Annotated in this window: 13 protein-coding genes; 9 read left to right on the top strand and 4 right to left on the bottom strand. The window is 44.6% G+C overall.

Annotated features, from left to right (window positions below):
- Positions 1-83: 83 nt before the first annotated feature.
- From ADA55_RS25020 to ADA55_RS25035, 4 genes are read right to left on the bottom strand one after another with little or no spacing between them, the layout of a single operon-like run.
- Positions 84-905, bottom strand: coding sequence for an ABC transporter ATP-binding protein (locus ADA55_RS25020; protein WP_048688748.1), 822 nt, complete (start codon positions 903-905; stop codon positions 84-86).
- Positions 906-920: 15 nt separating this feature from the next.
- Positions 921-1943 (bottom strand): FecCD family ABC transporter permease, encoded by a 1023-nt coding sequence (locus ADA55_RS25025; RefSeq protein ID WP_048688750.1) that lies wholly within the window; start codon positions 1941-1943, stop codon positions 921-923.
- Positions 1936-2943 (bottom strand): FecCD family ABC transporter permease, encoded by a 1008-nt coding sequence (locus ADA55_RS25030; protein ID WP_048688752.1) that lies wholly within the window; start codon positions 2941-2943, stop codon positions 1936-1938. Before ADA55_RS25030 ends, ADA55_RS25025 begins: the two co-directional genes overlap by 8 nt.
- 22 nt (positions 2944-2965) lie before the next feature.
- Positions 2966-3940 (bottom strand): iron-hydroxamate ABC transporter substrate-binding protein, encoded by a 975-nt coding sequence (locus ADA55_RS25035; protein ID WP_048688755.1) that lies wholly within the window; start codon positions 3938-3940, stop codon positions 2966-2968.
- Between the two features lie 450 nt (positions 3941-4390).
- On the opposite strand from ADA55_RS25035, the gene ADA55_RS25040 reads away from it, so the two are divergent.
- The 9 genes from ADA55_RS25040 (at position 4391) to ADA55_RS25080 (ending at position 19840) form a co-directional block, all read left to right on the top strand.
- Positions 4391-5260, top strand: coding sequence for an alpha/beta hydrolase (locus ADA55_RS25040; protein ID WP_048688759.1), 870 nt, complete (start codon positions 4391-4393; stop codon positions 5258-5260).
- Positions 5261-5473: 213 nt separating this feature from the next.
- Positions 5474-6259: a 2,3-dihydro-2,3-dihydroxybenzoate dehydrogenase gene (locus ADA55_RS25045; RefSeq protein ID WP_048688836.1), complete on the top strand. Its 786-nt coding sequence runs from the start codon at positions 5474-5476 to the stop codon at positions 6257-6259.
- Between the two features lie 54 nt (positions 6260-6313).
- The gene (gene dhbC, locus ADA55_RS25050; protein WP_048688762.1) at positions 6314-7537 is read left to right on the top strand and encodes an isochorismate synthase DhbC; all 1224 of its coding nucleotides are present in this window, start codon (positions 6314-6316) and stop codon (positions 7535-7537) included.
- Positions 7538-7559: 22 nt separating this feature from the next.
- On the top strand, positions 7560-9185 hold the full coding sequence (locus ADA55_RS25055) for a (2,3-dihydroxybenzoyl)adenylate synthase (protein ID WP_048688764.1): 1626 nt from the start codon (positions 7560-7562) through the stop codon (positions 9183-9185).
- Positions 9186-9212: 27 nt separating this feature from the next.
- Entirely contained in the window at positions 9213-10127 is a 915-nt protein-coding gene (locus tag ADA55_RS25060; protein ID WP_048688767.1) for an isochorismatase, read from the top strand.
- A gap of 30 nt (positions 10128-10157) precedes the next feature.
- Positions 10158-17354: an amino acid adenylation domain-containing protein gene (locus ADA55_RS25065; protein ID WP_373689714.1), complete on the top strand. Its 7197-nt coding sequence runs from the start codon at positions 10158-10160 to the stop codon at positions 17352-17354.
- Positions 17354-17575 carry an MbtH family protein gene (locus ADA55_RS25070; protein ID WP_048688770.1) on the top strand — a complete coding sequence of 74 codons (222 nt, stop codon included), beginning with the start codon at positions 17354-17356 and terminating at the stop codon, positions 17573-17575. Before ADA55_RS25065 ends, ADA55_RS25070 begins: the two co-directional genes overlap by 1 nt.
- A complete protein-coding gene (locus ADA55_RS25075; protein WP_226990544.1) occupies positions 17572-19020 on the top strand; it encodes a DHA2 family efflux MFS transporter permease subunit in 1449 nt (482 codons plus the stop codon). Before ADA55_RS25070 ends, ADA55_RS25075 begins: the two co-directional genes overlap by 4 nt.
- 94 nt (positions 19021-19114) lie before the next feature.
- A complete protein-coding gene (locus ADA55_RS25080) occupies positions 19115-19840 on the top strand; it encodes a 4'-phosphopantetheinyl transferase family protein (protein ID WP_048688845.1) in 726 nt (241 codons plus the stop codon).
- The last annotated feature ends 2 nt before the right edge of the window (positions 19841-19842 follow it).

Consider the following 19842-nt stretch of genomic DNA (forward strand, 5'->3'; position numbering starts at 1 on the left):
CCTGAGGAGTTGGAGGTGTTGGTATGGGTCAGTTGATTCGGGAATATCATTTGATGAATTATACGTTTTCCGAACCACATCTTTCAATTGGATAAAACGGCTTCTTTATATACTTCTTGCTGTGATAAATTGTCATAACCAAAACAAACGGGTGCTCCATTGGCCGGATCTATCATCACCCTTGCATGAATACGAAAGACTTCCTCTAAAACGGCAGGTGTGATGATTTCCCCCGGGGTACCGATTTTAACGATTTCCCCTTCCTTCATCGTTATGATTTCATGTGAGAACCGTGACGCATGGTTAATGTCATGCAATACCATGACAGTCGTTATTTTTTGTTCTTTATTAAGCTTTTCAACTATTTGCAAAACCTCTAGTTGATGTGCCATATCAAGGTAGGTGGTTGGCTCATCCAATAATAAAATCTCCGTTTTCTGTGCTAAAGCCATTGCCAGCCAAACCTTTTGTCTTTGACCACCGGATAGATTGGCGATCTGCCGGTTCCGAAATGAAAGGGTTTTTGTGATATCCATGGCCCATTCAATCGTTTCTTTATCTTCTTTCGTTAATTTATTTACATTATTGCGGTGCGGATACCTTCCATATGAAATGAGTTCCTCTACCTTCAATTGGGCTGGTGCAACCGGGTTTTGGGGGAGTAACGCCAGCTGCTTGGCAATCTGCTTCGTATGGATCTTATGTAAATCCTGTCCTTGTAAAAATACGCTTCCGCTCTTTTGTTTTAGAATACGGCCTATCGTCTTCAGTAAGGTGGATTTACCACAGCCATTAGGACCAATGATGGTAGTGACCAGGCCTTCTTTTATTTCCAAGTTCAAGTCCTTGAATACCGTGAATTTCTCGTAATTCGTTTCTAGATTTTCCGTACGGAGAATACTCACTGATCATCTCTCCTTCTACGCTTTAGCTTTAATTAGTAAATAAAGAAAATAAGGAACACCAATGATTGAGATGACGATCCCGACTGGCAATTCAGCCGGTGCAAAAACGGTTTTTGCGATAAAGTCGGATACGATCACCAGCAATGCGCCAATTGCTCCCGATACCGGGATGACCCGATTATGATGGATACCTACAAGGTGCTTCGCAATGTGGGGAGCCATTAAACCTACGAAACCGATATTTCCCGATACGGAAACGGAGGCGCCCACCAATCCGATGCTGCAAAGTAAAAGGATGATCGTTTCCTTTTCTACTGAAATCCCCAAACTTTTAACACTTGATTCTTCCAACTGATACAAATCAAGTAAATAAGCCTTTTTCTTAATAATAGGAATCAGGACTATCATCCAGGGTAACATGGATGCGATGTACTTCCAGTTGGCATCGTATATCGTTCCTGAGAGCCAAACCGTTGCCATTTCAAAATCGGTTGAGTTCATTTTTAATGATAAATATAAGGAAAGGGCACCAAACGCCGAGCCTATGGCGATTCCGGTCAGTAACAGGCGACTCATGTCCAGGGTGCCATTCTTCCAAGAGAAAAGGAAAATCAATAGGGCTGCCAAAAGCCCGCCCACCAAACCGAATAGCGGAAAACTCATAATGGAGATCCAGTCCGAGCCGCTGTTTTGACCTTGATAGAAAAACATGAAAATGACAATGGCTGTCCCAGCACCGGCATTAATACCGAGAATACCGGAATCGGCCAAGCCATTTTTCGTAACCCCTTGAATGACAGTTCCCGCAATTCCTAAGCTCACTCCCACCAAACCGGAAATCACAATGCGGGGGAGCCTGAATTCAAAGATGACCAAATCAAAATCGGACACTGGATTCACCCGGAATAAGGTTTGGAGGACAGCTTTGACGGTCATGTCGAATGTTCCGGATATCAAGCTAAAATAACTTGTAACGACGATTAAACATAAAATGATGGTCATCGTGATGGTGAAGCGCCACCGTGCATTCTTATCCATTCTTTTCTCCCCCTCTCGTTCTTATTAAGTACAGGAAGAAAGGAATGCCGATCAAGGAAGTGACGACCCCTATTGGGGTTTCGAATGGATAATTAACAAACCGGCTCAAGACATCGCACAAAGCTAGAAAAACTGCACCAATTACCCCTGCACATGGAACGATCCACTTATAATCAATCCCAATTAAAAACCGGGTGATGTGGGGGATGATAAGTCCAACAAAACCGATTTTCCCTACAAGCGCCACTGCGATTCCCGTTAAGAAGATGACGGAAAGGAGGGCCACAGCTTTTATTACTTTTGTGCGCTGACCTAAATTGATGGAAATTTCTTCGCCTAAAGATAATATCGTAATGGATTTTGAGATGAATAGGGCGAGGATGATTCCCACCATTCCACACGGTATCGCCAATTTCAGTACATTGGGATCGATCTGGTGCAACCTCGAGTTGTACCAAAAACTCACATTCTGGGAAATTTGGAAATAGGATGCTATGGCTGCAGAAATACTGCTTAAAAATGTCCCGATCACAGTTCCGATTATGGCTAATCGAACGGGTGATAACCCATTTGGAAGCAGCGACCCAAAACCAAAGACAATTCCGGCCCCCAATGCAGAACCTAGCATGGAAAAGAGGATCATTTGGAATGAAGACATACCTGGAGCAAATACCATACAAAGTGTAATCACGAACGCAGAGCCATCCGTCACTCCCATAATTGAAGGGGATGCAAGATAATTTCTTGTCATCCCCTGCATGAGTGCTCCTGATATGGCTAAAAATGCCCCGACGAGAAGGGCACCCAAAACTCTAGGCAAGCGAGAAGCCATAATGATCGTATGGTCAACGTTACTAGAGTCATAGTGGAAAATGGCATTCCATACCGTTATGGAATCAATATTTTTGGCACCATATAAAATCGATAATACGATGGAGAAACAAATCAATAGAGGTGCCATACAAAGAATTATTATTGGTAACGAATTTGTTTTTGCCATATCAATCAACGCACCTTACTGTTTATTTAGCTAATTCTTCCGTTGCAGCCTTCAGGAAAGCTGTTTTACTCCAAGCCGTTCCACCTTGAGCAAGAGGATCAACCGAGTTTACAAACACTTTATTGTCTTTTACTGCCGTGATGCTCTTCCAAATCGAGTTGTTTTCCAAATCTTTTAATGCTTCCGGTTTTTGTGCATTTTCACTTTCCGAGAATTGCAAGAAAACATAATCTGGGTCAAGTTCTGCAAATTTTTCTAATGAAATCATTTCTTGTGCTTTAATTGGCTTGATTTCTTCAGGGACGGTCAAGCCAAGATCTTTATAGATTACTGGGTTGAAATACACATCCTCAGGATATAGGAATAGGCTGCCGTTCCGGATTCTCACGACTAATACCTTTTTATCCTTCAGCTTTTCACCGAGTTCCAGTTTTGCTTTTTCGGCGTCATCATTATAGGTTGTGATGATTTTTTCCGCTTCATCTTTTTTATCTGTAAGGCTGGCCATTAACCGCAGATTGTCTTCCCAATTGGTCGAAATATGTGAATAAGGGAATGTTGGCGCCACTTTTTCCAGCTTTTCCGTCACATTAGCTGGAGATTTAGAAGACCACATGATGACATCAGGTTTCATCCCAAGAAGAGTTTCATAGTTCGGCTGCATTTTTTCACCGATCGACTTAGCACCTTCGAGGTCTTTAGCTAAATATTCAGGTATTTCCCCACCTACAGTAACAACACCCGAAGGCTTAATCCCCAATATGGCTGCATCCTCCATTGATTCCAAACTAGCAGTGGCGATACTGGTAACTTTGGCTGGGATTGTATACTCCTTATCCAGATATGTGACGGTTTGGGTCTTTGTTTCTTTTTTAGACGAATCCGTCACTTTGCTTTTTTCTGAAGCATCGCTTGAAGTCTTTTCGGCATTGCCGCAAGCGCATAGTCCCAAACTGAATACTGTTGCCATTCCAAGTACGAATAATTGCTTTTTCATTAGCCGATTCCCCTTTTTGAATAGATTAAATGTCATTTATCCCTGCTTAATAGGATTTAAAAACAAATCCTTATTGGTTGACAATCTATTTTCACTTCCTTTGCCCGTTGAAATTAACAATAGCTTCACATAATGATGCATGATATTGATAACGATTATCATTATCACTTTCACATGTTATTTAATATAATATTAATTTTCTATTATTTCAAGAATAATTTTCCATAGTAATGTTTTGGGTATGTCCAAAAGGCTTTGAAAATCAGGGTTATAAAGGAATGGGAAAGCCCCTTTTTGTAAAATGATAGGAAAAAATTATCGGTGTATGGTTGATATATCCATTGAGAAAGATTATCATTATCGATGTTGTGGTAATCTTTCTCAATTATTTTCTTTTAAAAATCACCTGAATAAAATTACTAGTATTAGAGGTTGGGGGAATTCATTTAGATGATGCATAAAAAAATGGACAAAAACGTAATGGACAAAACTGCTGCAAGCACAGAGGTTACGATCAAAGGAACTCAACAGATTCCCATGCAGTCGAGTGCCGGGAAACGTGAATACCAAATCTTTGTATCAAAACCATTGGAAGAGCCGCCATCCTGGGGATATCCAGTCATTTATTTGCTTGATGCCAATTCGGTATTTGGAACGATGGTCGAGGCGGTACGGTTGCAATCTCGCCGGCCGGAAAAGTCAGGAGTGGTTCCCGCCATCATTGTAGGCATTGGTTATGCCACCAATGGACCATTTTCTTCTGAACGTTATTATGATTACACTCTGCCTGTTGCAGTTAGCGAGTTACCTGTAAGACCGGATGGAAGTCCATGGCCTTCGCATGGAGGAGCGGAAGACTTTCTGAAATTCATAGAAGAAGATTTAAAACCGGAAATCGATAAAAGGTATAAAGTGGATCACGATAGCCAAACGCTTTTCGGGCATTCCCTTGGCGGCCTTTTCGCTTTATATGTTCTTTTTGAAAAACCGTATGCCTTCCAAACATATATAGCTGGAAGCCCATCTCTCCATTGGAACAAAAAGTGGTTCCGTGAGGAGGAGGAGAAGTTTCTTTCCCGATTGAATCAAGGAAATGGTGATATTTCCTTATTGCTTGGCGTGGGGGAGCTGGAAGGCACCCATAAAAGCGGCATGAATGGAAATGCCTTGGAATTATCAAAACGATTATCCTTGAAGGATAGCAGAGTGAATGTTCAATTCAACGAGTTTGAAGGGGAAGGGCATCTTTCAGTTTTGCCGCCTTTGATTAACAGGGCGTTGCGTTTTGCTTTAAAGAGAAATGTGACTGGTAAGAAATAGGACTTTCTCAGTAAATCCACGGAAGGCACTTGACCAGTAAGTTATAAATATATATCATTACCTGTAGATTCCAATTGATAATGATTATCGTTATCAATTGGTATTTTGCTTTTTTCAGCAATTGCTAAAGCCATGTATCGCCCCGGGTTGCCAAGGGGATTGTATTTGAGCTGCTATACATCGAATTATTTGATTAGGAAAGGGAGTGTCAAAGTGGACTTTTTGGAATGTAAAGGGAAAGTTGCGCTTGTAACGGGAGGTGCTCAAGGTATTGGAGGTGCCGTGGTTCAGGCATTAGCCAAGCTTGGCCTGATTGTCGCGGCCATTGATTATAATGCTGAAAAGCTTAATAAATACGTGAGTGAATTGAAGTCTCAAGGTTTGGAGGTATATGCCTTTCCAGCAGATGTGAGCGACAGTCATGCAATCGATCGCATTGTTGATCAAATTGAGAATGATATTGGTCCCATAGAGACACTGGTCAATGTTGCCGGAGTGTTACGTACAGGGATGATCGAGTCATTCAGTGACAAAGACTGGGCTAAAATATTTTCCGTCAATTCCACTGGTGTTTTTAATTTGTCTCGTTCAGTGAGCAAATACATGATGACCAGAAAAAGAGGGTCGATTGTCACGGTCGGATCCAATGCCGCAAGTGTACCGAGAATTTCCTTGGCTGCCTATGCGGCATCGAAGGCAGCTGCCGTCATGTTTACGAAGTGTTTAGGGTTGGAATTGGCCCAATATAATATCCGCTGCAATATCGTTTCCCCCGGATCTACGGACACGGAGATGCAATGGTCCCTGTGGAATGAAGAGAATGGTGCCGAGGCTGTCATAAATGGTATGCCTGATGCATTCAAGGTAGGAATCCCACTGAAAAAAATAGCCATGCCTACTGATATAGTGGACGCAATCCTATTTTTCATATCGAATAAATCAAATCACATTACAATGAGTAATTTATGTGTGGATGGTGGGGCCACTTTAGGTGCTTAAGACGACCATTCATGCATGAGTCTGAATATTAAGTGAAATCGGAGGGGTTTTAATATGTCGAAGTTTAAAGGCGATTCTGCCATCTTGGAAAAACAGCTGTTGGACGAGTATGAGGTTGGTGACTTTTTCCTTGCATCGCCAAACCGAACACTATTGGGAAAAGGTTCCTTCATTACGGTTCCAAGAGATGAAGAAAATGCGAATCAAATGGAAAGTCTCGCCGCAAGAGTGGCTGCTGCTTTAAAACAGGCGAACGTGGAAGGACATGCCAATCCAGTGGTAACGGGTGCTGTACCATTCGATCATCAAAAGGACGCCCAACTTATTGTACCTGAAAACATACGTTCATCAGTCCCTTTGCAAGATAATGACGCCAGCTTTTCAATGGAAACCCAAAAGCCGACTTATGAAATGAAGTCGGTACCCGAACCTTCCCTTTATAAGGAGGGGGTGGAACGCGGCCTTACGTATATAAAAAGCGGGCATCTTGACAAAATTGTCCTATCAAGAACGTTGCATCTTACTTCATCAGAAACAGTGAATATCAATCCGTTACTTCATAATCTAGCTCAACATAACAAGAACGGTTATACCTTTGCCGTGGATTTACCTCAAAGTATCGAGGGAGAAGGTGATACCCCATTCTCGAAAACGCTGATTGGGGCTAGCCCAGAATTGCTTGTTTCAAGGTCGGGGTTACAGGTTCTGGCAAATCCATTGGCAGGGTCCAGACCAAGGAGTGATGACCCTATCGAGGATAAGCGGAGAGCGGACGAGTTACTTTCTTCCTCCAAGGATTTACATGAACATGCTGTTGTTGTCCATGCCGTAGCTGAGGCGCTGAGAAAATTTTTCAAAACGATGGATGTGCCGGAAAAACCAACAGTGATACATACCGAAACCATGTGGCATCTATCGACGGAAGTAAAAGGTGAGCTTAATGATCCCGCAACTTCATCATTGGAGCTAGCGATTGCACTTCATCCGACTCCTGCTGTATGTGGATCACCGACGGACCTGGCACGAGGAGCCATCCAGGAAATCGAACGATTTGATCGTGGATTCTTTACAGGAATGGTTGGTTGGTGCGATGCAGAAGGAGATGGGGAATGGGTCGTTACCATCCGTTGCGCGGAAGTAGAGCGACAAGTTCTTCGCTTATTCGCTGGTGCTGGAGTAGTTGCAGAATCCAAACCGGAAGAAGAGCTTGCGGAAACATCAGCTAAATTTCAGACTATGCTGCGTGCAATGGGAATAGATGCAAAATCACTAAATTAAAGTGTGTGTGGAGGGATAAAGGATGTTAACAGGGTGTACTTCGTGGCCTAAGGAATTTGCGGATTTATATCGAAAGGAAGGGTGCTGGAAAGGGGAAACCTTCGGGGAAATGTTGCGTGAGCGTGCCAAGGTACATGGGGAGCGCATCGCCATCACAAGCGGAGAAAGAAACATGAGCTATGCGGAATTGGATAATGGGGCCGATCGGTTAGCGGCTGGATTTCAGGAACTGGGAATAAAGAAAAGTGATCGAGTGGTGGTCCAGTTGCCCAATGTAATCGAATTCTTTGAGGTTTGTTTTGCACTATTTAGATTAGGGGCATTGCCTGTATTTGCTCTGCCGTCGCACCGAAGCAGTGAAATTAACTATTTTTGCGAGTTTGCTGAGGCAGTTGCCTACATCATCCCGGACAAGCATGCCGGATTTGACTATCGCGATCTTGCAAGAGGTGCAAAAAGCAAGAACGATACGTTGTTAAACGTGATTGTCCTGGGGGAAGAAGAAGAATTCGTGAATTTGGCGGATTTATATATCGACCCAACTAAGAATGAAACAAAAGTGGATTCATGTGACATTGCCTTTCTTCAATTATCAGGGGGAAGTACTGGATTATCAAAATTGATCCCAAGAACACATGATGATTATATATACAGTTTGAGGCTTAGCGCGGAAATTTGCCAGGTGAATATGAATAGTGTTTATCTCGCAGTTCTTCCTATTGCCCATAACTATCCACTTAGCTCGCCAGGTATTCTTGGTACCCTTTATGCAGGCGGCAGGGTAGTCCTTTCACCAGGTCCAAGTCCTGATGAGGCATTTCCGCTTATTGAAAAAGAAGGTGTGACGATCACAGCTCTTGTACCGCCTCTTGCTTTAAGATGGCTTGATGCAGTATCTACCCGTGACCATGATTTATCCAGCCTTCAAGTGATTCAGGTTGGGGGAGCTAAGTTCAGTGCAGAAGCTGCCCGTAGGGTAACTCCCGCCTTCGGCTGCAAGTTACAGCAAGTTTTTGGCATGGCAGAAGGTCTAGTTAACTATACAAGACTAAACGATCCTGACGAAATCATCATCAACACACAAGGCAGGCCGATGTCGGAATATGATGAAATCCGAATTGTCGATGAGGAAGACCGGGATGTCCAACAGGGGCAAGTGGGACATTTGTTAACGCGAGGACCCTATACCATTTGCGGTTATTATAAAGCCGAAGAGCATAATGCGAAGGCATTCACCATGGATGGATTCTATCGAACTGGTGATTTGGTAAGCATGACCGATTCGGGCTATATAGTCGTGGAAGGCCGCGATAAGGACCAAATCAATCGTGGCGGTGAAAAAATTGCCGCTGAGGAAGTTGAAAATCATCTCCTGGCCCATGATGCAGTACATGATGCAGCCATCGTTTCCATGACGGACGATTATCTAGGGGAGAGATCATGTGCATTTGTGATACCCCGCGATCATGCGCCGACGGCAAAGGAACTTAAACAATTCTTGAAGGAGCGGGGGCTTGCCGTCTTTAAAATTCCTGACCGGGTTGAGTTCATTGATTCCTTCCCAAAAACGCCGCTAGGTAAAGTGAGTAAGAAAGCATTGCGACAAACTATATCAGATAAACTTAACAGTCGAATTACGATGAAATAAATAAAAAACCATAGAAGGAGTGATTTGATGGCTATTCCTGCTATCACCCCATATGCAATGCCTGTTGAATCGGAATTACCAAAAAATAAGGTTGCCTGGAAAGCGGATCCAAAGCGTTCAGTGCTTCTCATTCATGATATGCAGCAATATTTCCTTAATTACTATACAGCAAGCGAGTCACCGATAACTGAACTGATAGCACATATTCAGAGCATCAAAAGTCGCTGTGTGGAACTGGGGATCCCTGTTGTTTATACAGCACAACCAGGTAATCAAAACCCGGAAGATCGGGCACTGCTTACAGATTTTTGGGGCCCGGGACTTGATGATGATATCAATCAAACGAAAGTGGTGGATGAGGTCGCTCCAAGTGAGGATGACATCGTCCTGACTAAATGGCGTTATAGCGCATTTAAAAGGACGAACCTTTTAGAGATGATGGAAGAACAAGGGCGTGATCAACTGATCATTTGCGGGGTATATGCCCATATTGGATGTTTGTTGACAGCAAGTGAAGCCTTTATGCAGGATATAGAACCATTTTTGGTATCTGATGCAGTAGCGGACTTTTCATTGGAAGAACATAAAATGGCGATTAAATATGCAGCTGAACGGTGTGCTGTAACAACCTCAACATCTCTATTGCTTGAACAATTGAAAAGCGAAGAGCAATCATTCGCTGAACCCATTGAAGAAAATGATGAACACGGTTTGACATTGCAGGGCCTAAGGCATCAAATCGCAGATCTTCTGGGTGAATCCCCATCAGATATTGATGATGACGAGGATCTAGTGGATCTTGGAATGGATTCGATCAGAATGATGACCCTTGTTGAGATCCTAAGGGGAAAAGGGGCTGAAATTAATTTCATGCAGATGGCTGAAAAACCGACAATCGCAGCTTGGTGGGAACTAATGTCTTCCCAAAAGGCGTTAGCATGACTGAATCCAAAGAGAAGGAGGTAAAACGGAGTGATTAATATTCAGGACCAAGATGTGCGCTGGCAATTGTCCGGCGCACAATCCGGTATCTGGTTTGCTCAGCAACTGGAGCCGGATAATCCAATTTATAACACAGGGGAATACATAGAAATAGATAGCCGGATTGATATAGAACAATTTGAACAGGCGCTGAAACAGGCAGTCATGGAGGCGGAGTTTTTACACGTCCGCTTTGGTGAGGATCATAATGGACCGTTTCAGGTCAGCGGGGAATCGAGTGAATTTCCTTTTGAATTCATTGATATCAGTGGAGAGGAAAACCCACGGGATAAAGCTATGCAATGGATGAAAAAAGACCTGGCTCAACCTATTGACTTGAAAAATGATCCACTTTTCAATCAAGCCTTGATCAAAGTGGATTCAGATCGCTTTTTCTGGTATCAGCGGATTCACCATATTGTAATGGATGCTTTTGGATTTTCACTTATCTCGCAACGGGTAGCTAAACTATATACAGCTCTTCAAAAGGGACAAAATCTGGAGGAAGGTGCCTTCGCTCCTTTACACTTACTTCTAGAGGAAGATGAGGCGTACAGGAAATCCGAGAAGTTCGAACTGGATCGCCAGTATTGGCAAGACCGTTTTGCTGATCAGCCAGAGGTTATGAGCCTAGCTGATCGAGCCCCCCGGACTTCTAAAGGATTCATTAGTCAAACGGGTTATCTATCATCTGCCGCTACACAATCCTTAAAAGCGAATGCACATACATATTCAGGAAGCTGGCATGAAGTCGTGATTGCAGTAACGGCCGTTTACGTAAATCGATTGACAGGCTCGGAAGATGTCATCCTGAGTTTACCGATGATGGGCCGGTTGGGATCTTCCTCATTGAATATCCCCAGTATGGTCATGAATCTGTTGCCGCTCCGGTTGTCTGTAAAACCTGAGATGAGTTTTAAAGAGTTAGTGAAGCAAGTGTCGAAGGAAGTCCGTACCATCCGCCGACATCAAAATTACCGACATGAAGAATTGCGTCGGGACCTTAAACTGCTGGGTGACAACCAGCGATTATTCGGACCTCAAATTAATATTATGCCGTTTGATTATGGACTGGATTTTTCGGGAAGTAAAGCGATCACACATAAGCTGGCAACAGGACCTGTCGATGACTTGTCGATTAACATTTATGACAAGTCCGATGGTAACGGGCTAAGGGTTGATTTGGATGCAAACCCAGAGGTATATGCTATTGAAGATTTGAGTGCTCACCATAAGCGATTCCTGAATTTCCTTGAAAAGGTTGCGGCAGCAGAGACTCAATCAATCGGGGAAATTGAACTGCTTCTACCTGAGGAACGGGAGCAAGTCCTGCAACGATGGAATAGAACGGAAGAGGAACTCCCTTCTTTGCTTTTACCAAAATTATTTGAAAATCAAGTTTCCAAAACCCCTGATTTGACAGCGGTGATGGATGAGCATACTGTCCTTAGTTATATGGATTTAAACAAGCGGGCCAATCGCCTTTCCCACCTTCTGTTGGAGAAGGGTATAGGACCTGAGAAATTCGTGGCTATAGCACTGAACCGTTCGGTGGATATGGTCATTTCCATGTTGGCCGTGTTAAAGACGGGAGCGGCCTATCTACCTGTAGACCCGGATTATCCAACGGATCGAATCGATTTCATGCTTAATGATGCACGGCCCTCTTCCATCATAACAAGTAAAGAATTATCTTCAAAATTATCGGGTGTCCATGTAGCGGAGCGCATCGTTTTGGATGAGGAAGAAACCATACTTGGAATTGGGAGTTATCCGGATATAAATGTGGATGATGAAAAACGTATGGGGTCAGTCTCGCCACTTAATCCTGCTTATATGATTTACACTTCAGGTTCTACCGGAAAACCGAAAGGTGTTTTGATTCAATCGGCTAGCCTTATTAACTTCCTTTCTTCCATGCAAAGCCAATTTTCTTTGAAACATCAGGATCGGCTCTTGGCGGTAACGACAATAGCTTTTGATATATCCGGATTAGAAATCTTCCTGCCGTTATTGAATGGGGCAAGTTGTGTCATAGCTGCCAAGGAAACGGTTCAAGACCCTAAGACTCTGTCTGATATGATCGTTCACCATGATATAAGCATCATGCAGGCAACACCGACGCTTTGGCATTCGCTGGTAACGAACTATCCGGATGTGATAAAGAATCTTAGAGTGCTTGTAGGAGGGGAAGCCCTTCCGATTAGTCTGATCAATGCCTTACATGAACTAGGGTGTGAAGTGACTAATCTATACGGACCTACGGAAACGACAATATGGTCATCATCCATTACGCTAGATCCGCATCAAAGTGGTATGCCCTCCATAGGAAAACCCATATGGAATACACAGCTATATGTGCTTGATGCAGCTTTAAAGCCCGTTCCCAAAGGAACAGTAGGGGAATTATATATTGCCGGTACAGGGTTGGCCCGTGGTTATTTAGGGCGGCCGGATTTAACCGCTGAGCGGTTTGTCGCCAATCCTTATGGATTAAAAGGTAGCCGTATGTATCGAACGGGCGATCTAGTTCGTTGGAGAGAGGATGGCTCATTGGATTATATCAGCCGGGCCGATCATCAAATCAAAATTCGGGGTTATCGTATCGAATTGGGGGAAATTGAAGCGAAACTTACCCAGCATCCTGGCGTTAACCAGGCTGCAGTCATTGTTCGTGAAGATCAGCCTGGAGATAAACGTATCGTTTCCTATATCGTCCCTTCTTTGGAAGCGACACCGGAATCGGTTGAACTTCGGGAATTTGTAGGCAGCGGTCTACCGGAATACATGGTGCCGTCCGCAATCATAACCATGGACGAGTTGCCATTGACCCCGAATGGAAAGCTTAACCGGAAAGAATTGCCTGTGCCTGACCTCACTGCACTTGTATCAGATCGGGCTCCTGGAACACCGCAGGAGGAAATATTGTGCGATCTTTTTGCCGAGGTTCTTGGTCTTTCCCGGGTCGGTATCGATGATAGCTTCTTTAATTTAGGCGGTCACTCCCTTCTTGCTTCAACACTGATGGCTCGAATCAGAGATACATTCGGAGTCGAAATAGGCATTGGTAAACTCTTTGAGACACCAACAGTTTCGGGACTTGTAAAACAGCTTTCCAATGGAAAGAGTGCAAGGTTGCCTGTAAAGAAAGCCGATAGGCCGGAAACAGTGCCCCTTTCCTTTGCACAGAGGCGATTATGGTTCCTTCACCGTCTTGAAGGACCAAGTCCAACGTACAATATTCCACTGGTTGTTGAATTGTCCGGTGAAGTAGATACTAGGTCACTAGAGGCTGCGATCAATGATGTAGTCGAGCGTCATGAAACCTTGCGTACGCTTTTCCCTGTTACCTCGGGTACAGCTCATCAATATGTTCTGGATTCATCAGAAGCACAAGTGGAATTGTTGGTATCGTACATCAAAGAGTCCGAACTTGAAGCTGAAATTGCTACAGCTGCGCGATATAGTTTCAATCTTGCAAAAGAACCGGCCATATGTGCCCAGCTTTTCACAATGGCCTCGGACAAGCATGTATTGGTTTTATTATTACATCATATTGCAGGAGATGGATGGTCCCTGACACCGCTTACCCGCGATTTAACGGCAGCTTATGTGGCGCGAAGTAAAGGCGAAGAACCTAACCTGCCCCCTTTACCAGTACAGTATGCCGATTATGCGCTTTGGCAGGAAAGCCTTTTAGGGAGTGAGGGTGATGAATCCAGTTTAGCCATTGAACAAATGGAATACTGGAAAGAAACATTGGCCAATCTGCCAGATCAATTGGAATTGCCCACTGATTATCCGCGTCCCCTTGAGGCTAGTTATAGAGGTGAAACCGTAGACTTTTCTATCAATCCTGAAATGCATCGTCGTTTACTGAATTTGGCCCGTGATAATGGCGTCAGCTTATTCATGGTCTTGCAATCTGGACTGTCGGCGCTCCTCACTCGCCTTGGGGCAGGTAACGATATCCCTATCGGAAGTCCGATAGCAGGTCGAAGCGACGATGCCTTAAGCGATCTTGTAGGGATGTTCATCAACACATTGGTGTTGCGGACGGATACTTCCGGCGACCCCACTTTCCGTGAACTCCTTGACAGGGTGCGAAGGGTTAATTTAAATGCCTATGAGCATCAAGATTTGCCTTTTGAGCGTTTAGTGGAAGTGATGAACCCAGTCCGCTCTCGATCTAGGCATCCATTATTCCAGATCATGCTGGCGCTGCAGAATACGCCTGATCCGAAATTGGAGCTTCCGGGGATTCAATCCAACCTGAAGTTATATGGCGTAGGCGCTTCAAAGTTCGATATGACGATCGAATTACGTGAAGAGCATGCTGAAAATGGGAGTCCGGATGGGATAAATGGCTTCCTTGAATATAGTACAGATCTATTTAAGCGTGAGACCGCCGAGATGTTAATAAATCGATTAATAAGATTGTTGAACGGCGCCATATCGCAACCGGACCGGCCAATTGGACTATTGGAAATAATGTCAACTGAAGAGCGCAAGGAAATCCTTGTGGATTGGAATGGAAGTTCCGAAGAAATACCGCATAAGTGCTTACCGGCATTACTGGAAGAACGGGTAAGCCAGTGTTCTCACAATATTGCATTGGTATATGAGGACACTTCCTTGACTTATGAGGAGTTAAACAAAAAAGCGAATCAGCTAGCCCATCTCTTGATTGCTAAAGGTGTAGGACCAGAGCAATTCGTTGCATTGGCCATGCCTAGATCATTGGAAATGGTTGTAGGATTGCTGGCTGTACTCAAGGCAGGGGCGGCATATTTGCCTTTAGATCCTGAATATCCAAATGATCGGTTAACGTTCATGCTGTCTGATGCTCAGCCTGCTTGTGTTCTAACGAGTTCGGGTGTAGCTTCCAAGCTTCCTGAGATGCATGATATCAGGCAAATCATATTGGATGAAGCCAGTACCATAAAAGAATTGGGTCATCATTCAATTCTCAATCCAACCGATCGTGATCGAATTCACCCGTTATCACCTTTAAATTCGGCATATATCATATATACTTCAGGATCCACCGGTTTACCAAAAGGAGTCGTGGTCCCGCACCAAAATGTAATCAGACTTTTTGGATCGACGGAACATTGGTACCATTTCAATTCCGAAGATGTGTGGACGATGTTCCACTCTTATGCCTTTGACTTTTCGGTTTGGGAGATTTGGGGAGCTTTACTTCACGGAGGCAAGCTTGTGGTCGTCCCTCATTCCATCAGCCGGTCACCGGAAGAATTTTTACAACTGCTTGTTAAAGAAGGAGTAACGGTACTGAACCAGACCCCATCAGCATTTTATCAATTGATGCAGGCTGATCGGAAAATGCCGGAACTAGGGCAGGACATTAAATTACGTTTCGTGATTTATGGCGGGGAGGCACTTGAACTGAGCCGTTTGGAGAACTGGTACAGCCGCCATCCGGAAAATGCGCCATATCTCATCAACATGTATGGAATAACGGAAACTACCGTACATGTCAGCTATCTTGAGCTTAATCGGGATATAACATCCATAAAAGCAAATAGCCTGATTGGCTGTGCCATACCCGATCTGGGCGTGTATGTGCTAGATGCAAGCTTACAGCCAGTTCCGCCAGGGGTAGTTGGGGAACTTTATGTTTCCGGACCTGGTCTCGCCCGTGGTTATTTAGGCCGGCCAGGTTTGACGGCTGACCGTTTTGTCGCCAACCCATTCAGTTCAACAGGCAGCAGGATGTACCGCACAGGCGACTTGGCCCGCTGGCTTGTAGATGGATCTTTGGATTATATAGGTCGGGCCGATCATCAGATTAAAATCCGTGGATTCCGTATTGAATTGGGGGAAATCGAGGCATTGGTTGCTCAGCATTCCCATGTTGAACAAGTTGCGGTAGTGGTTCGTGAAGACAATCCGGGTGATAAGCGTATGGTCGCATATGTCGTATCTGCGTCAAACGTCACCTTCGATCCGGCGAATGTACGTCAATTTGTTGCAAACAGCCTTCCGGATTACATGGTGCCATCAGCTTTCGTTGAAATGGGCGAATTGCCTTTGACACCGAATGGTAAGCTGGATCGCAAGGCATTGCCGGCGCCGGAATTCGGTACTGATCAATCAGGGCGCGGACCGAGGACTCCGCAGGAAGAGATTCTGTGCGACCTTTTTATGGAGGTTCTCGATTTGCCCCATGTCGGAATAGATGACGGTTTCTTTGATCTAGGTGGCCACTCGCTGCTTGCCGTCCATTTGATGAGCAAAATACGTGAAGCACTTGGCGTTGAGTTGAGTATTGGTAACCTATTCGAGGCTCCGACTGTTGCGGGGCTCGCTGAACGACTTGAAATGGGCACGAGCAAAAGTGCTTTGGACGTCCTGCTGCCGCTTAGGAAAAATGGGTCGGAACTTCCGCTGTTTTGTGTACATCCGGCGGGAGGGCTTAGCTGGTGCTACGCTGGATTGATGACTGCACTGGGCCCTGACTATCCAATCTATGGGTTACAGGCACGAGGAATATCAGAGCGGGAGCAACTTCCGAAAACACTGACTGAAATGGCGGCAGACTATATCGATCAGTTACGGACAATCCAGCCAGAAGGACCTTATCATCTATTGGGATGGTCTCTCGGAGGCAATGTCGTCCATGCAATGGCCACTCAATTGCAAAATGAGGGAGAGGCCGTCCGTTTGGTTGCAATCCTTGATGCTTATCCAAGTCATTTCTTGCCAATAAAAGAGGCTCCGGATGATGAGGAGGCTTTAATCGCATTGCTGGCATTGGGAGGTTATGATCCTGATAGTTTAGGAGACCAGCCATTGGATAATGCCAGTGCCATAGAAATTCTTCGCCGAGATGGCAGTGCATTGGCTAGTTTAGAAGAAGAAACGATCCTGAACCTTAAAGAGACATATGTAAATTCTGTTCGGATCATGGGTGAGTATAAACCTAAAACCTTTAAGGGGAATGTGCTGTTCTTCAGGTCGACGATCATTCCGGACTGGTTTGATCCCATTTATCCTGATACATGGAACCCATATATCCATGGAATGATTGAACAGCATAATATTGAATGCCGCCATAAGGATATGTGCCAGCCGGAACCGCTTGCTGAAATTGGCCAGGTTATCGCTAACAAACTATCCACCATGAAGAAGTTGGCAAAAAATAATGAAGGAGGACATATCTGATGACCAACCCTTTCGAAAATGAAAATGGCATCTACCATGTATTGATAAATGAAGAAGGTCAACATTCCCTTTGGCCCGCCTTTTTGGTTATTCCGGAAGGCTGGTCCGTCATATATCGGGAAGAAAGCCGGCAGGATTGCCTGGAATACATCAACAAAAACTGGCCGGATTTGCTGCCCAATAGTTTAAAACTAGTTGCCAGCAGTGATGGAACAAAGTGAAATCCCGGATACAGCTAGACCCTAAAATAGTAGTGTGCATCGTTTATGTCATAGCGATGTTCATGGTTTCGATGGACGGGACGATTGTCAATGTGATCCTCCCGACAATCAGTAATGAATTTAACCTAGATCCTTCTTCAACCAGCGGCATTAATATTGGATATTTAGTTAGCCTGGCTGTCTTCCTTCCAGTAGCGGGTTGGCTAGGGGATCGATTTGGGACCAAGAAGATCTTCTTGATTGCATTGGGTGTCTTTACGGCTGCTTCCTTTTTATGCGGCTTTGCCAATAATCTGCAAACCTTGAACTTGTTCAGGGTTTTGCAGGGGGCTGGAGGCGGGATCCTGACACCGGTGGGAATGGCGATTTTATTCAGAACGTTCTCTCCGGAGGAAAGGCCAAAGGTTTCCCGTTCCCTTGTGCTGCCCATTGCATTCGCACCAGCCATTGGTCCGATCGTTGGCGGGTTCTTCACGGAGCAGATGTCTTGGCGTTGGGCATTTTATATTAATGTTCCTTTCGGGATTATGGTCCTGTTAATCGGTGTACTGTTTTTAAAAGAACATAAAGAGCCTACGGCTGGCAGGTTGGACCTTCCAGGATTCCTGCTGTCAGCTTCAGGCTTTTCCATGATGATGTATGCAATGAACATAGGACCATCCAAAGGATGGGACTCCCCCGTTATCATGTATACAGGAATTATCGGTGCAGTTCTTATTCTCTCATTTATTCTATTGGAACTGCGTGTGGACCAACCAATGCTTGATTTGCGTTTATTATCCGATCGTTTGTTTCGGACATTGGGCATCATCTCATTATTTTCAATGGCCGGCTTATTGGGGATGCTCTTTGTGTTTCCGTTAATGTATCAAAGTGCGCTTCATGCTTCAGCTTTGGAAAGCGGGCTGACGACATTCCCGGAAGCCATAGGTTTGATGGTAGCATCCCGGATGATGCCTTTGACTACAAAGAAACTGGGCATACATCAGGTGATCCAGATGGGGCTGCTTAGCACAATCATCATTTATACCTTGATTAGCCTCGTGGGACCGACCGCCAACCCGTGGTTCCTTCGGGCCCTGTTATTTAGCGTCGGCGTATGTTTGGGACATACAGTTGTGGCCATACAGTACTCCACTTTCACTAATATCAACTCGGCTTCGATGGGGATGGCCGCCACATTGTTCAATGTTCAAAACCGGATTGGCTCTGCGATGGGTGTCGCCATCCTAGCCAGCATCCTGGGGGCAGTGGGCGCTGACACGATGGGAACGAATGGGCATGTTAACTTATCATCCTATCAATTCGCTCTCTTCGGTTCTGCCATTTTGCTCGTCATAGCCCTAATATTTGCGATGCGTTTAAAGAAGGATGATTTTAAGGCCACCATACCGAAACAGGACAGGGCTAATTCCCTTGATGTAAAACCGGTCAAAAGCGGGTAAGTTACTCATTCGGTTAATTTTTGAGGGAGGTCACTGGATTTTTACCAGTGACCTCCCCTTCATTTTGCTGGCAGTAGGGGAAGGGGCAGGAGAATTGGTTGAACTATATATATGTAAATTGCCCATAAAGAAAGAGGAGTCCGACTTAAATAAACTGCTTGTCCATGTTTCAATCGAAAGGCAACGGCGGGTGAAAAGGTTCGTCAAGTTGGATGATGCCTACCGCTCCCTTATAGGGGATTTGATGGTGCGGTTTGTTCTTAAAGAACGATACGGTTCGGTTAAGGAAGAACTGCGATGGAGGACAAATTCATTTGGGAAGCCCTTTCTGCCCGATTATCCATCGTTCCATTATAATATTTCCCATTCTGGCGAGTATGTGGTTTGTGCCGTGCATGATGCAGAGGTGGGAGTGGATATAGAGAAAATAGGGCCGTTTGAGTTACAGCTGGCCAAGGTTTTTTTTACCGAAGAAGAGTATAAGCAAGTATTGGAAGCAGAAGACGGACTTTCTTCCTTTTATGATATATGGACTTTGAAGGAAAGCTATATCAAAGCAATAGGTAAGGGCTTATCCATACCTTTGCACAGCTTTAATGTAAGAAGGCATGGCATGGAAGACATTCAGTTAACTGATGTACATAGCAATCTATCAATAACGGACTTCACCTGTAGGCAGTATAAGGTAGACAGTGAGTATCGGCTTGCCGTTTGTGCATATCAGGTAAGTGCCGAAAGTTTTAAGGATCACCACAGATCAGTCACTTTTCAACAAATATGTGAGAATCTGAATATCACTCGGCTGGAAGTGCAAAACTGATG

The sequence above is a fragment of the Bacillus sp. 220_BSPC genome, assembly GCF_001054655.1.
GTDB lineage: Bacteria > Bacillota > Bacilli > Bacillales > DSM-1321 > Peribacillus > Peribacillus frigoritolerans.